The sequence below is a fragment of the Streptomyces sp. NPDC088553 genome (genome assembly GCF_044752965.1).
GTDB lineage: Bacteria > Actinomycetota > Actinomycetes > Streptomycetales > Streptomycetaceae > Streptomyces.
Genome location: NZ_JBIVMG010000010.1, coordinates 39,077 through 51,908, shown reverse-complemented (window position 1 = coordinate 51,908; position 12,832 = coordinate 39,077). Strand labels below are relative to the sequence as shown.

Below are 12,832 nucleotides of genomic sequence, written 5' to 3'. Positions count from 1 at the left end.
GTGGGCAATCGTCCCTCCCCCAGACTCCGTCCGGGGGACCCCCAGGGCGGGACGGGTGGGCACACGGGAGGGCGCCCTCTGGCGGCTCCTCCGCCCCCTGTGCCTGAACCCGCACCACCAGTGCGGCGCACACGGTCACGGCGGCAGGGAGCCTGGGCCCGGCAACGGGCGCCGTTCCGTTGTGCCCACCCGTTCCGCCCCAGCGGAACAGATGCCCACAACGGGGGCGGCGGGGCGCGGCGTCAGCCGACGTCGGCGGAGGGAAGTGGAGCGTGCGCATACCGTGACCATCGACCGCACGTAAAGAACACGGGGCACCCGCCCCGCGAGGAGCATCCGCATGTCCAGCGAGTTCTTCATTCCCGACCCGGAGGGTCAGGTCCCCACCCCCGAGGGCTACTTCGGTGCCTACGGCGGCAAGTTCATCCCCGAGGCCCTCGTCGCCGCCGTCGACGAGGTCGCCGTCGAGTACGACAAGGCCAAGTCCGACCCGGAGTTCGCCCGCGAGCTCAACGACCTCATGGTCAACTACACGGGCCGCCCGAGCGCCCTCACCGAGGTGCCCAGGTTCGCCGAGCACGCCGGCGGCGCCCGGATCTTCCTCAAGCGCGAGGACCTGAACCACACCGGCTCGCACAAGATCAACAACGTGCTCGGTCAGGCCCTGCTCACCAAGCGCATGGGCAAGACCCGCGTCATCGCCGAGACCGGCGCCGGTCAGCACGGCGTGGCCACCGCCACCGCCTGCGCCCTCTTCGGCCTCGACTGCACCATCTACATGGGCGAGGTCGACACCCAGCGCCAGGCCCTCAACGTGGCCCGGATGCGGATGCTCGGCGCCGAGGTCGTGGCCGTGAAGTCCGGCAGCCGCACCCTCAAGGACGCCATCAACGAGGCGTTCCGCGACTGGGTCGCCAACGTGGACCGCACGCACTACCTGTTCGGCACCGTGGCGGGCCCGCACCCCTTCCCCGCCATGGTCCGCGACTTCCACCGCGTCATCGGCGTCGAGGCCCGCCGCCAGATCCTGGAGCGCGCCGGCCGCCTCCCCGACGCGGCCATCGCCTGCGTCGGCGGCGGCTCCAACGCCATCGGTCTCTTCCACGCCTTCGTCCCCGACGCGGACGTCCGGCTGATCGGCTGCGAGCCGGCCGGCCACGGCGTCGAGACCGGCGAGCACGCGGCCACCCTCACCGCCGGCGAGCCCGGCATCCTGCACGGTTCGCGGTCGTACGTCCTCCAGGACGAGGAGGGCCAGATCACCGAGCCCTACTCGATCTCGGCGGGCCTCGACTACCCGGGCATCGGCCCGGAGCACGCGTACCTGAAGGACAGCGGCCGCGGCGAGTACCGTGCCGTCACCGACGACGCCGCCATGCAGGCGCTGCGGCTGCTCTCCCGTACCGAGGGGATCATCCCGGCGATCGAGTCGGCGCACGCCCTCGCCGGGGCCCTGGAGGTCGGCAAGGAGCTCGGCAAGGACGCCCTGCTCCTCGTGAACCTCTCCGGGCGCGGAGACAAGGACATGGACACGGCCGCCCGCTACTTCGGCCTGTACGAGACCGACGCCGAGGTCGCCGCGGACGCCGGGGCCGACGACACCGCGGAGATCGAGGGGGACACGAAGTGAGTGGGAACATCCAGCTGCTGACCGACACCCTCGCCAAGGCGAAGGCGGAGGACCGGGCCGCGCTCATCGCGTACCTCCCGGCCGGCTTCCCGACCGTCGACGGCGGCATCGCGGCGATCAAGGCCGTCTTCGACGGCGGCGCGGACGTGGTCGAGGTCGGCCTCCCGCACAGCGACCCCGTCCTCGACGGGCCGGTCATCCAGACCGCCGACGACATCGCCCTGCGCGGCGGCGTCAAGATCGCCGACGTCATGCGGACGGTCCGCGAGGCCCACGAGGCCACCGGCAAGCCCGTTCTCGTCATGACGTACTGGAACCCGATCGACCGGTACGGCGTCGAGCGCTTCACCGAGGAGCTCGCCGCGGCCGGCGGCGCGGGCTGCATCCTGCCCGACCTGCCGGTCCAGGAGTCCGGGGTGTGGCGCGAGAACGCCGACAAGCACGGTCTCGCGACCGTCTTCGTCGTCGCGCCCAGCAGCAAGGACGAGCGCCTCGCCACCATCACGGCGGCCGGCTCCGGCTTCGTCTACGCGGCCTCCCTCATGGGTGTCACCGGCACCCGCGAGTCGGTCGGCGAGCAGGCGGCCGACCTGGTCCGGCGTACCCGCGCCGCCGCCCCTGCCCTCCCCGTCTGCGTCGGCCTCGGCGTCTCCAACGCCACCCAGGCCAAGGAGGTCGCCGCCTTCGCCGACGGCGTCATCGTCGGCTCCGCGTTCGTGAAGCGGATCCTCGACGCCGACGGCGACGAGAGCGCGGGACTCGCCGCCGTAAGGGAACTGGCGGCCGAACTCGCCGAGGGCGTCCGGCGCGTTTCGTAACCCATCCGGGTGGATCTGCGACCGGGGAGGCACGCACGTGCCTCCCCGGTTCGTTTCCGAGGCGTGAGCCAGAAGAACAGTGGTGACGGTAATCGGAGTGCGCGGGAGCGTCTCCAGCAGCAGCGCGAGCGCGAGAAGGCCCGCGAGAAGCAGCGGCGGATCCTGATCGTGTCGGCGGCGGTGGTCGGCGTCCTCGGACTGGCCGCGGTCGTCGGTGTGATCGCCGCGGGCGGCGACAAGGACAGCGGATCCGACAAGGCGGGCCCGGTCGTCGCGCCCGCCGGAGCGACCGAGGAGGACGGCAAGCCCGCCATTCCCACCGGGAAGGCGGACGCCCCGTCGACGCTGGCGATCTGGGAGGACTTCCGCTGCCCGGCGTGCGCCCAGTTCGAGAACGCGTTCCGGGACACCATCCACGAGCTGGAGGCCGCGGGCGCGATCAGGACCGAGTACCACCTCGCCACCCTCATCGACGGGAACATGGGCGGCAGCGGCTCCCTGCGCGCGGCGAACGCCGCCGCGTGCGCCCAGGACGCGGGGAAGTTCACCGCCTACCACGACACCCTCTACATCAACCAGCCGCAGGAGACGGACGACGCCTTCGGCAGCAACGACAAGCTGATCGAGCTGGCGGCGAAGGTGCCGGGGCTCGACACGCCCGCCTTCCGCGGCTGTGTGAACGACGGCACGCACGACACCTGGGTGGCCAAGTCGAACGAGGCCTTCCAGAACGGCGGCTTCCGCGGCACGCCGTCCGTCCTGCTCAACGGAGAATCGGTCTTCCCGCAGAAGGGGAACGAGCAGATCTCCCCGGAGAACCTGAAGAAGTGGGTCGCCGAGGCCAACAAGGGCAAGAAGCCCGGCACGGCGGCTCCGACGACGGCCCCGGCGGCCTCCCCGGGCTCTCCCTCGGCGGGCTGAGCCACCGCTTCCGGCCCGGGTTAGTTACCCATACGTTGCCGGGTGGGCTGCCGTCCCGCCCGCCCGGCAGGGTAGCGTCGGTCCTGCCATGGACCTTGCCTACATTCCCAGCCCGTCGACCGGCGTGATCAACCTCGGACCGGTCCCGCTGCGCGGCTATGCCTTCTGCATCATCATCGGTGTCTTCGTCGCCGTCTGGTACGGCAACAAGCGCTGGATCGCCCGGGGCGGCACCGCCGGCACCGTGGCCGACATCGCCGTCTGGGCGGTGCCCTTCGGCCTCGTCGGCGGACGCCTCTACCACGTGATCACCGACTACCAGCTGTACTTCAGCGAGGGTGAGAACTGGGTCGACGCCTTCAAGATCTGGGAGGGCGGCCTCGGTATCTGGGGTGCCATCGCGCTCGGCGCGGTGGGTGCCTGGATCGGCTGCCGCCGCAGGGGCATCCCGCTCCCGGCGTACGCCGACGCCATCGCTCCCGGAATCGCGTTCGCCCAGGCCATCGGCCGCTGGGGCAACTGGTTCAACCAGGAGCTGTACGGCAAGCCGACCGATCTGCCCTGGGCCCTGAAGATCACCGAGAGCGCGAACCGTGAGGCCGGGCTGTACCACCCGACCTTCCTGTACGAGTCGCTCTGGTGCGTCGGTGTCGCCGTCCTCGTCATCTGGGCCGACCGCCGCTTCAAGCTCGGCCACGGACGCGCCTTCGCGCTGTACGTCGCCGCCTACTGCGTGGGCCGGGCCTGGATCGAGTACATGCGCGTCGACGAGGCCCACCACATCCTCGGCCTGCGCCTGAACGTGTGGACCGCGATCGGCGTCTTCGTGCTCGCCGTGGTCTACATGGTGATCTCGGCGCGGATCCGCCCGGGCCGCGAGGAGGTCGTCGAGCCGAAGGCCGCGAAGGCCGGCGCGGACAAGGCGGCCGGGGCGACGGCCGACGGCGAGGACGCGTCGCCCGAGGGCGCCGCCGAGGACTCCGTCACGGACGCCCTCCCGGACACCGGGAAGGACGCCGGGAACGCCGACAGCCCCGACGGCTCCGACAGTTCCGACGGGGACGTGGAGCACGGGGCCGACAACGGCGCCGGGTCCGCCGCCAAGAGCTGATCACCCTCCAGCCGCTCGAAAGGGCCGCCGGGACCGAGAGGTCCCGGCGGCCCTTTCGCATGCCGGAGACAGGGGCCGGTCAGGCCGTGCGGGCCGCGAGGGCGAGGGTGCGGTGGGCGCCCGCCACCACCGCCGCGTCCACGAAGCGCCCGTCCGGGAGGGCGAGGGCGCCCCGCTCGGGGCCGGCGGCCTCGACGACCTCCCGCGCCGCGTCGACCTCCTCAGGAGTGGGGAGATAGGCGCGCTCGATGACCGGGAGCTGGCGGGGGTGGATGGCCGCCCGGCCGAAGAAGCCCATGGCCCGGCCCCGGGCGCAGCCCGCGGCCAGCGCCTCCAGGTCGCTGATGTCGGGATGGACCGACTGGGCCGGGGGCGGCAGGGCGGCCGCACGGGCCGCGACCACCACCCGGCCGCGCGACCAGTCCAGGGCGCGGTCCTCCCGTACCCCCAGGTCCGCGCGGAGATCGGCCTCGCCGAGCGCGATGCCGCGCACCGCGGGGTGGGCGGTGGCGATGGCGTACGCCTGCTCCACGGCCAGGGCGTTCTCCAGGAGCGGGTAGAGCGGGAGGCCCGGGGCCAGCTCGACGAGCCGGTGGATGTCGGTGGCGTGTGTCACCTTGGGAACACGAAGACCGTGGAGGCCGGGGAGGAGGGCCAGGGTGGGGATGTCGCGCGGGGTGTGGACGCGGACGTGGACCGGAATGGGATGCGGGTCCGCGAGCAGATCGGCCGTGGCGTCGAGGGCGTACGCCTTGCGGTGCGGGGCGACCGCGTCCTCCAGATCGACGATGACCACGTCGGCCCCGGAGGCCAGGGCCTTGCGGACCACCTCGGGGCGGTCGCCGGGGGCGTACAGCCAGGTGAGGGCGGGCGCGGACGGCCAGCGGCGGGTCGTGCCGTTCGCGCGGGTCGGGGTCTCGCTCATGTTGCTCATACCGCTCCCTGCTCGCGGAGGCTGCCGATCTCGGCGGGGGTGAGGCCGAGTTCGGAGAGGACGGCGGTGGTGTCGGCGCCGTGGGGACGGCCGGGCCAGCGGATGGCTCCGGGTGTCTCGGAGAGGCGGAAGAGGACGTTCTGCATCTTGATCGGGCCGAGTTCGGGGTCCTGCACCTCGGTGACGGTGCCGAGCGCCCGGTACTGGGGGTCGTCGAGGACGTCCCGGATGTCGTAGACGGGGGCGATCGCCGCCTCGGCCTTCTCGAACGCGTCCATCGCCTCGTCCCGGGTGCGGCGGGCGATCCACGAGCCGACCGCCTCGTCCAGGACGTCCGCGTGCGCGGCCCGTCCCGTGCCGTCGGCGAACCACGGCTCGTCGATCAGATCGGGGCGGCCGACCAGGGTCATGACGCGTTCGGCGATGGACTGGGCGGAGGTGGAGACGGCGACCCAGGAGCCGTCGGAGGTGCGGTACGTGTTGCGGGGGGCGTTGTTGCGGGAGCGGTTGCCCGTGCGGGGCTGGACATAGCCGAGCTGGTCGTACCAGAGGGGGTGGGGCCCGATGACCGAGAGCATCGGTTCGATGATCGCCATGTCGACGACCTGGCCGCGCCCGGTCGTGGTCCTCGCGGTGAGCGCGGTCATCACCGCGTACGCCGTGGCCAGGGCGGCGATCGAGTCGGCAAGGCCGAAGGGAGGCAGGGTGGGCGGGCCCTCGGGCTCGCCGGTGATGGCGGCGAAACCGCTCATGGCCTCGGCGAGGGTGCCGAAGCCGGGGCGGTGGGCGTACGGGCCGAACTGGCCGAAGCCGGTGACCCGGGCGAGGACCAGACGCGGGTTGACGGTGGAGAGTTCCTCCCAGCCGAGACCCCAGCGTTCCAGGGTTCCGGGGCGGAAGTTCTCCACGATCACGTCGGCGTCGGCGGCGAGCGCGAGAAGGGTGTCACGGCCCCCGGGGGAGGACAGATCGAGGGTGATCGCCCGCTTGTTGCGGCCGAGGACCTTCCACCAGAGACCGACGCCGTCCTTGGCGGGGCCGTGGCCGCGGGACGGGTCGGGCTTGCGGGGGTGCTCGACCTTGACGACGTCGGCGCCGAAGTCGCCGAGCATCGTGGCGGCGAGCGGGCCCGCGAAGAGGGTCGCGAGATCCAGGACGCGCAGGCCGTGCAGGGGTGCCGGGGGCGTGGGGGCGGGCGCGGGCGGGGCGGTCGGTGCTTGGGGTGTGGGGGTCATGCGGGGTCGGTCTCCTTCTCGTCCGTGTCCTCGGGCTCGCCGAGGGAGCCGAAGGCGGCCTCGATCTCGGTGCGGTAGGGCATCGACGTCGACGCGCCCTCGCGCTGGACGGAGAGCGCGGCGGCGGCCCCCGCCCAGGCGAGGGCCTCGGGGGCGGGGCGCCCCTCGCCGAGCGCGACCACCAGTGCGCCGACGAAGGTGTCACCGGCGGCGGTGGTGTCCACGGCCCGGACGCGGGGCGCGGGCACCGTCACCGGATCGGCGCCCCGGACCGCGTACAGGCTGCCGGCCGCCCCCAGGGTGACGACGACCTCGGGGACGTCCCGGAGCAGGGCGAGGGCGGCCTCGCGGGGGTCCGTCAGGCCGGTGAGGGCGGCGGCCTCGTGCTCGTTGGGCACCAACAGGTCGATCGTGGCGAGCAGTTCGGGAGGGAGTGGCTGGACGGGGGCGGGCGTGAGGACCGTACGGACGCCGAGGCGGCGGGCGGTCGCGGCGCCCTCCACGACGACGGAGAGGGGGAGTTCGAGCTGGAGCAGCAGGGCGTCGGCGGTGCCGATGAGGGCCTCGTCGCCGTGGTCGAGGGAGGTGACGGTGCCGTTCGCGCCGGGGACGACGACGATCGCGTTGCCGCCCTCGTCGTCGACGACGATGTGCGCGGTGCCGGAGGCGCCCTCGGCGGTGCGGAGGAGATCGGTGTCCACCGAGCAGTGTTCGAGGGTGTCCCGGAGCCTGGTGCCGAATTCGTCGGCGCCGACCGCGCCGATCATCGACACCTCGCCGCCCGCGCGGGCGGCGGCGACGGCCTGGTTGGCGCCCTTGCCGCCGGGGATCGTACGGAAGGCGCGGCCGGTGACGGTCTCGCCGAGGGCGGGGGCCCTCGGGACGTAGGCGACGAGGTCCATGTTGGTGCTGCCGAGTACGACGATGCTGGTCATGGGCGTACTGCCTCCCGGTGGGTCAGTTCGGCCAGGGTGTCGAATCCGATGCCGTCGAAGGACGGGACGGAGGTCGCGAGACGGTTCTTGAGGGGGGTGGTCCAGTGTTCCGGCAGCCGGTCGGGGTGCCCGGCGAGGAGCCCGGCGACCGAACCGGCGGTGGCGCCGTTGGAGTCGGTGTCCCAGCCGCCGGAGACGGCCGCGCAGATGGAGCGGGTGAAGTCGCCGTCGGCGTGGGTGAGGGCGGCGGCGAGCACGGCGGCGTTGGGGACGGCATGCACCCAGTGGTACCCGCCGAGTTCGCTGTGCAGGCGATCGACGACGGTGTCGAAGTCGGGGGTGTCGCGGGCGAGTCCGATCCCTCGGCGGACCGCCTGCGCGAGGCGGGAGCGCGGTGGGATCACGGCGAGGCCCTCGGCGAGCGACCGGTGGACGTCGGCGGTGCCGGTCGCGGCGGCGGCGAGGGTGGCGGCGACGAACATGGCGCCGTAGACGCCGTTCGCCGTGTGGGTGAGGGTCGCGTCCCGGTACGCCTGCTCGGCGGCGGCGGCCGGATCGCCCGGGTGGGTCCAGCCGTGGACGTCGGCCCGGATCTGGGCGCCGATCCACTCGCGGAACGGGTTGCGGTGGACGGCGGTCAGCGGGGGTTCGATCCCGTCGAGGAGATTGCGGTAGGCCACGCGCTCGGCCGTGAACGTGCGGCCGGCGGGAAGCTCGTCGAGCCAGAGGCGGGCGACGTCGGCGGTGGTGAAGCCGCGGCCGTGGCGCTGGAGCAGCAGCAGGTTGAGGAGGGGGTAGTTGAGGTCGTCGTCCTCGGGCATCCCGTCGATGTTCTCGGCGAGGGAGGTGGAGGCCGAGCGGCGGTTCCAGGGGTGGGCGGCGAGCAGCTCGGACGGGACGCCGCGGGCGGTGAACCAGGTGGAGAGCGGCCAGTTGCCCGCGGCGCGGGCGAGGGCGCGGATGGCGGTGAGGGGGAGCTTCTCGACGGGCTTGCCCAGGAGGCAGCCGGCGGCGCGGCCGAGCCAGGCGGCGTGCAGGCGGTGCGGGAGAGAACCGGGGGCTTCGCTCCCGAACCCCTGGAGCAAGGGCGCTTCGCGCGGGGCGTGGTGGGCCCACCGCCCTGCGGGACGATTCCCCGCGGCGGTGGCGGTGCCGGCGGTCCCGTCAGAGTGTGGGGGAGGGGTGGTGCGGGGGGTCGTCAGAGCTCTGATCTCGGGGAGGGGGGTCGGTTCGTCGTCCGACAGGGGGGTGGGGAGGGCCGTCAGGGTGTCCAGGAGTTCCTCCGCCAGGGGGCGGAGGTCCGGGCGGGGGGTGGCGGACGCGCCGGCCGTGTGCGGGGCGGGTGGGCCGCCCGCCGCCGTCCAGCGGGCCGCGACGGCGCGGGCGTCGCGGCCGTCCTCCGCCGCCTGGCGGAGTTCGTGGCCCACCAGGTCCTCCGGTTGGACCCAGGTCAGGCGGAGGTTCATCGGGCGGCCGTGCCCGTCAGGGTCGCGAACGCCTGCTCGTGGGCCCGGCGGCGTTTCCCGTCCTGGGCGAAGATCTCGTGGGTCACCTCCATCAGGGCCCTCGCAGGGGCGTGCAGGTCCAGTCGGCTCGCCTCCGCCACCCGCTTCGCCCACTCCGCCGGCACCGCCTGCTCCCCGTGCAGCGCGCCCACGATCGCGCCCGCCATCGTGGCGATGGAGTCGCAGTCACGGCCGTAGTTGACCGAGCCCAGCACCGTACGCCGGTAGTCGCCCTCTCCGACGAGCAGCATGCCGAGCGCGATCGGGAGCTCCTCGATCGCGTGCAGACGGGACGGGCGACGGGCGCCGAGGGAGGGGGAGCGGTAGTCGGGACCCACCGAGTCGAACGGGGCCACCGCCGTGCGGAGCGGCGTCAGCGCCGACTCGAAGTCCCGGTGCCGGGCCGCCACTTCCGTCACCTCCTCGATCGCCGCCCGCGTCCCGTCCTTCGCGACGGACAGGGCCGTGTCGACCACGGACGCCGGCGTGGCGCCGGGCGCGCACGCGGCCGCCACCGCCGCCGCGAACACCCCCGCCGCCTCGCGGCCGTACGAGGACTGGTGCGCGCCCGCGATGTCGAGGGCCTCGGCGTACGCGGCCTCCGGGTTCGCCGCGTTGACGAGCCCGACCGGTGCCATGTACATCGCGGCGCCGCAGTTGACGATGTTGCCGCTGCCGGCCTCACGCGGGTCCACATGGCCGTAGTGGATGCGTGTCACCAGCCACTTCTCCGCCAGGAAGATCCGCTGGAGCGGGAGGGCCTCCGCCTCCAGCTCCGGGATCCAGACGGGGGTGCCCATGAGGTCAGGGACGAGGTGGTCCGCGACCGCGTACGCGTCGAGGTGGCCGCGGACCTTCTCGTACACCCGGATCAGCGCATGGGTCATCAAGGTGTCGTCGGTGACGTGCCCGTCGCCCTTGTGGTACGGGGCGATGGGGCGGGCGGTGCGCCACTCGTCGCCGTTCCACGGGCCGACGATCCCGGTGACGCGGCCGCCGTGGCGCTCCAGGATCTGCTGGGGGGTGTAGCCCTCGACGGGGCCGCCGAGCGCGTCGCCGACGGCGGCCCCGAGGAGACTGCCGGTGATCCGGTCATCCAGTGTGGGCGTCACAGCCGGGGGTGTTGTGGGTGTCATGTCTGGATTGTCCACCCGGGGTGGGTGGTTCCGTGGCTGCGAGCAGCCCGGCGAGTTCGACCAGATCCGTTCCCGCGAGGCGGGGCAGCGCGCAGCCCGCGAGGGTCCGGCACGCCTCGCGCCAGGTCGCGGGCACCGAACGGCCCCCGCCCAGCGCCCCGGTGAGCGCTCCCGCCAGTGCGGGCGCGGAGTCGGCGACCCGGGAGAGGCAGACGGCGGCCGGGACCGCGGCCGTCATCTCGCCCCGGGCGGCGGTGGCGAGGGCGAGCGCCACCGGGACGGTCTCGGCGGCGGCGATGCCGTAGCTGTAGACGTGGTCCACGATCTGGTGTTCCAGGAGCGGGACCAGTTCGAAGGCCGAGGCGGCGGTCTGGGCCAGCTTCACCGCGTACCGGGCGTTGCGGCCGATCTCGGTGACGGGCGGCAGCTCGGCGAGCGCCGCCTCGACGGCCTCGTCGACCGTCGCCCCGCCGAGGGCCGCGGCGACGGCCGCCGCCATCGCGCGGGCGCCGTGGACGCCGTCGCCGTCCTGGGTGTACCGGGCGTCGAACTCGGCGAGTTCGGCCGCGGCGCGGGGGTTGCCGGGGTGCACCACGGCCAGGACGACGGCCCGGACGCATGCCGCGTCGTCGAAGAAGTGCGGGTTGTCGTGGCCGGTCGCGGGCGGACGGAGGCCGGTGGCGAGATTGCCGAGGCCCGCGCGGACGGAGATCCGGGCGCGGAGCGGGAGCACGGCGGACTCGACCTCCGGAGCGCGTTCCGCCGCGGCGGCGACCTGTCCGGCGAGGGCGTTCCAGGCGAGGTCGACGGCGGCGCGGAGACGGCGCTCCTCGGGGAGGCCGGTGAAGACCGGGCCCGAGGCGGTGAGGATCGCCTCTGCGGCGAAGACCGCCCATTCGGCGTCGTCGGAGGGGCCGAGGCGGAGGGGCTCGGGGGGCTGGTTGAGGGCGATGGGGACGGGGAGGGTGGTCGTGGCGTTCTGCTCGGCGAAGGTGTCGAGCTCGCGGGTGAGGCGGCGGGTCCACTCGGGCATGCGGGCGGCGCGGTGCCGGGCGGCGGGCCATCCTGCGGCGTCGCCCGCGGCCAGGCCGAGGAGGAGGCCTTCTACTGCGTCGCGCGGTGGCCTGCGGGGGGCTTCGGGCTGTCGGGCCTCTTGGGCGCCGCCCCATGAACCCGTGCCGTGGGGTGGGGCGAGGTCCAGCGAGTCGGTGCCCGGCAGCGGGGTCACCGTCAGGTCCTGGTGGGCGCGGAGCGGGAGGCCGGTATCCGGCAACGGGCGCTGTGCCCACCCACCCCCAGACTCCGTCTGGGGGTGCCCCCACCGCCCTGGGGAACGATCGCCCACAGCGGTGGGGGTGTCGCCCACGGCGGCGGGCGCATGGCCCGCGGTCACTGCTGCCGTGGTCGTCGTCGTGTCGCCGCTCATCAGGATTCCCCCTCCGGGGTCAGGAGGTCCGCTACGTCCAGGACGTGGTAGCCGCGCATCGAGGGGAGGCAGCTGCCCGTGACCGGGGTGATGGCCGAGGCCCATTCCTCGGGGATCGACCGCACCCCGCCCGCCGCGCCGGCCAGCGCGCCCGCCACCGCCGCCGTGGTGTCGGCGTCGCGGCCCATGTTGACGGCCGTCAGGACCGCCGTACGGAAGTCGCCCCGCGCCGCCGCGAAGGCGCCGAACGCCAGGCCCACCGCCTCCGGGGCCAGGTCCGTCCACGGGTAGCCGCCGATGACGACCGCCGAGCGGACCTGGCGCTCGCGGGTCAGCGGGTCCGGCTGGACGCGCTGGGCGGCCACCACCGCGCGGCGCAGCGAGCGGGCTGTCCACGAGTCCATCGGGACGGCCGAGAGGGCCGCCGCGATCACCGAGGTCACCCCCGCTCCCGCCATCGCCGCCGCGACGCCCGCCGCGACCGCCTGGCCGCCGTAGATGCCCTCGCCGTCGTGGCTGACGCTGCCGTCGATCGCGACCAGTCGGGCCGCCTCCGCCGGGCGCCCCGCCGCGAACACCCCGAACGGCGCCGCCCGCATGGCGAGACCGTCGCTCCAGGCGTGCCGGTGCTGCGCGGAGATCGGTGCGGCAAGGCCCCGGCGGAGGTTCTCCAGGGTGCCGCGCTCCGAGAAGCCCGCGCCGCGAAAGGGGCCTTCGTCGAGGTCGGCGATCCAGTGGTGCCAGGCCCGTTCGACGTGGTGGACGGTGAGGGCCGAGCCGTGCCGGGCGAGGAGCAGCGCCGAGAAGATGGCGTACTCGGTGTCGTCCGTGCCCGCCGGGCTGTCCGTCACGAAGCCCTCGATCCGGCCCCAGCGGCGGCGGATCTCGGAGGGGCGCATGTTCTCGGCGGGCGCGCCGAGCGCGTCGCCGACGGCGAGGCCGAGGAGCGCCCCTCTCGCCCGTTCGCGCGTATCGCATGCCGTGGTGGTCGCCATGTCCGTGGCCCCTTCCTCGGTGGGGGCGCATCGACGGCGCCCCGATGCCTGGATCTGTGCCACGGCGGGCCGCGAACTCGCCGAAGAAACGTCTCTGTCACCCGCCTGACACCTCGCCAGAACCCGGTTCACGCAGCAAGGCACGCCTTAGTAAGTACGGCCTGCCTTGCTGGCGGGCCCCTTACA

The 12,832-nt window shown here is 73.9% G+C and carries 11 protein-coding genes; 4 read left to right on the top strand and 7 right to left on the bottom strand.

Features of this window, described 5'->3' with window-relative positions; all coding sequences use genetic code 11:
• The first annotated feature begins 340 nt into the window (after positions 1-340).
• The 4 genes from trpB (at position 341) to lgt (ending at position 4,480) form a co-directional block, all read left to right on the top strand.
• The gene (gene trpB / locus ACIP8Z_RS29970) at positions 341-1,630 is read left to right on the top strand and encodes a tryptophan synthase subunit beta (protein WP_402089011.1); all 1,290 of its coding nucleotides are present in this window, start codon (positions 341-343) and stop codon (positions 1,628-1,630) included.
• Complete coding sequence (gene trpA / locus ACIP8Z_RS29965) at positions 1,627-2,448, top strand: tryptophan synthase subunit alpha (protein WP_402089008.1); 822 nt, start codon at positions 1,627-1,629, stop codon at positions 2,446-2,448. Before trpB ends, trpA begins: the two co-directional genes overlap by 4 nt.
• Positions 2,449-2,511: 63 nt before the next feature.
• Positions 2,512-3,369 (top strand): DsbA family protein, encoded by an 858-nt coding sequence (locus ACIP8Z_RS29960; RefSeq protein ID WP_402089006.1) that lies wholly within the window; start codon positions 2,512-2,514, stop codon positions 3,367-3,369.
• Between the two features lie 88 nt (positions 3,370-3,457).
• Positions 3,458-4,480, top strand: a complete 1,023-nt coding sequence (gene lgt, locus ACIP8Z_RS29955; RefSeq protein WP_402089003.1) for a prolipoprotein diacylglyceryl transferase — start codon at positions 3,458-3,460, stop codon at positions 4,478-4,480.
• Between the two features lie 79 nt (positions 4,481-4,559).
• On the opposite strand, the gene ACIP8Z_RS29950 is transcribed toward lgt, so the two are convergent.
• From ACIP8Z_RS29950 to ACIP8Z_RS29920, 7 genes are read right to left on the bottom strand one after another with little or no spacing between them, the layout of a single operon-like run.
• On the bottom strand, positions 4,560-5,405 hold the full coding sequence (locus tag ACIP8Z_RS29950; protein WP_402089409.1) for an HpcH/HpaI aldolase/citrate lyase family protein: 846 nt from the start codon (positions 5,403-5,405) through the stop codon (positions 4,560-4,562).
• A 5-nt stretch (positions 5,406-5,410) separates the two neighbouring features.
• On the bottom strand, positions 5,411-6,649 hold the full coding sequence (locus ACIP8Z_RS29945) for a CaiB/BaiF CoA transferase family protein (protein WP_402089000.1): 1,239 nt from the start codon (positions 6,647-6,649) through the stop codon (positions 5,411-5,413).
• The gene (gene rbsK / locus ACIP8Z_RS29940; protein WP_402088998.1) at positions 6,646-7,584 is read right to left on the bottom strand and encodes a ribokinase; all 939 of its coding nucleotides are present in this window, start codon (positions 7,582-7,584) and stop codon (positions 6,646-6,648) included. Before rbsK ends, ACIP8Z_RS29945 begins: the two co-directional genes overlap by 4 nt.
• A complete protein-coding gene (locus tag ACIP8Z_RS29935; protein ID WP_402088995.1) occupies positions 7,581-9,050 on the bottom strand; it encodes an ADP-ribosylglycohydrolase family protein in 1,470 nt (489 codons plus the stop codon). Before ACIP8Z_RS29935 ends, rbsK begins: the two co-directional genes overlap by 4 nt.
• Positions 9,047-10,225, bottom strand: coding sequence for an ADP-ribosylglycohydrolase family protein (locus ACIP8Z_RS29930; protein ID WP_402088992.1), 1,179 nt, complete (start codon positions 10,223-10,225; stop codon positions 9,047-9,049). The genes ACIP8Z_RS29935 and ACIP8Z_RS29930 overlap by 4 nt, the downstream gene beginning before the upstream one ends.
• Positions 10,182-11,651: an ADP-ribosylglycohydrolase family protein gene (locus ACIP8Z_RS29925; protein WP_402088990.1), complete on the bottom strand. Its 1,470-nt coding sequence runs from the start codon at positions 11,649-11,651 to the stop codon at positions 10,182-10,184. Before ACIP8Z_RS29925 ends, ACIP8Z_RS29930 begins: the two co-directional genes overlap by 44 nt.
• On the bottom strand, positions 11,651-12,646 hold the full coding sequence (locus ACIP8Z_RS29920; protein ID WP_355956537.1) for an ADP-ribosylglycohydrolase family protein: 996 nt from the start codon (positions 12,644-12,646) through the stop codon (positions 11,651-11,653). The genes ACIP8Z_RS29925 and ACIP8Z_RS29920 overlap by 1 nt, the downstream gene beginning before the upstream one ends.
• Positions 12,647-12,832 lie beyond the last annotated feature (186 nt).

Bases quoted from the DNA above. Each gene is read 5' to 3' on its own strand.
- trpB (WP_402089011.1), top strand. From the start codon at position 341: ATGTCCAGCGAGTTCTTCATTCCCGACCCGGAGGGTCAGGTCCCCACC.
- lgt (WP_402089003.1), top strand. From the start codon at position 3,458: ATGGACCTTGCCTACATTCCCAGCCCGTCGACCGGCGTGATCAACCTC.
- ACIP8Z_RS29950 (WP_402089409.1), bottom strand. From the start codon at position 5,405: ATGAGCGAGACCCCGACCCGCGCGAACGGCACGACCCGCCGCTGGCCG.
- ACIP8Z_RS29945 (WP_402089000.1), bottom strand. From the start codon at position 6,649: ATGACCCCCACACCCCAAGCACCGACCGCCCCGCCCGCGCCCGCCCCC.
- rbsK (WP_402088998.1), bottom strand. From the start codon at position 7,584: ATGACCAGCATCGTCGTACTCGGCAGCACCAACATGGACCTCGTCGCC.
- ACIP8Z_RS29935 (WP_402088995.1), bottom strand. From the start codon at position 9,050: ATGAACCTCCGCCTGACCTGGGTCCAACCGGAGGACCTGGTGGGCCAC.
- ACIP8Z_RS29930 (WP_402088992.1), bottom strand. From the start codon at position 10,225: ATGACACCCACAACACCCCCGGCTGTGACGCCCACACTGGATGACCGG.
- ACIP8Z_RS29925 (WP_402088990.1), bottom strand. From the start codon at position 11,651: ATGAGCGGCGACACGACGACGACCACGGCAGCAGTGACCGCGGGCCAT.
- ACIP8Z_RS29920 (WP_355956537.1), bottom strand. From the start codon at position 12,646: ATGGCGACCACCACGGCATGCGATACGCGCGAACGGGCGAGAGGGGCG.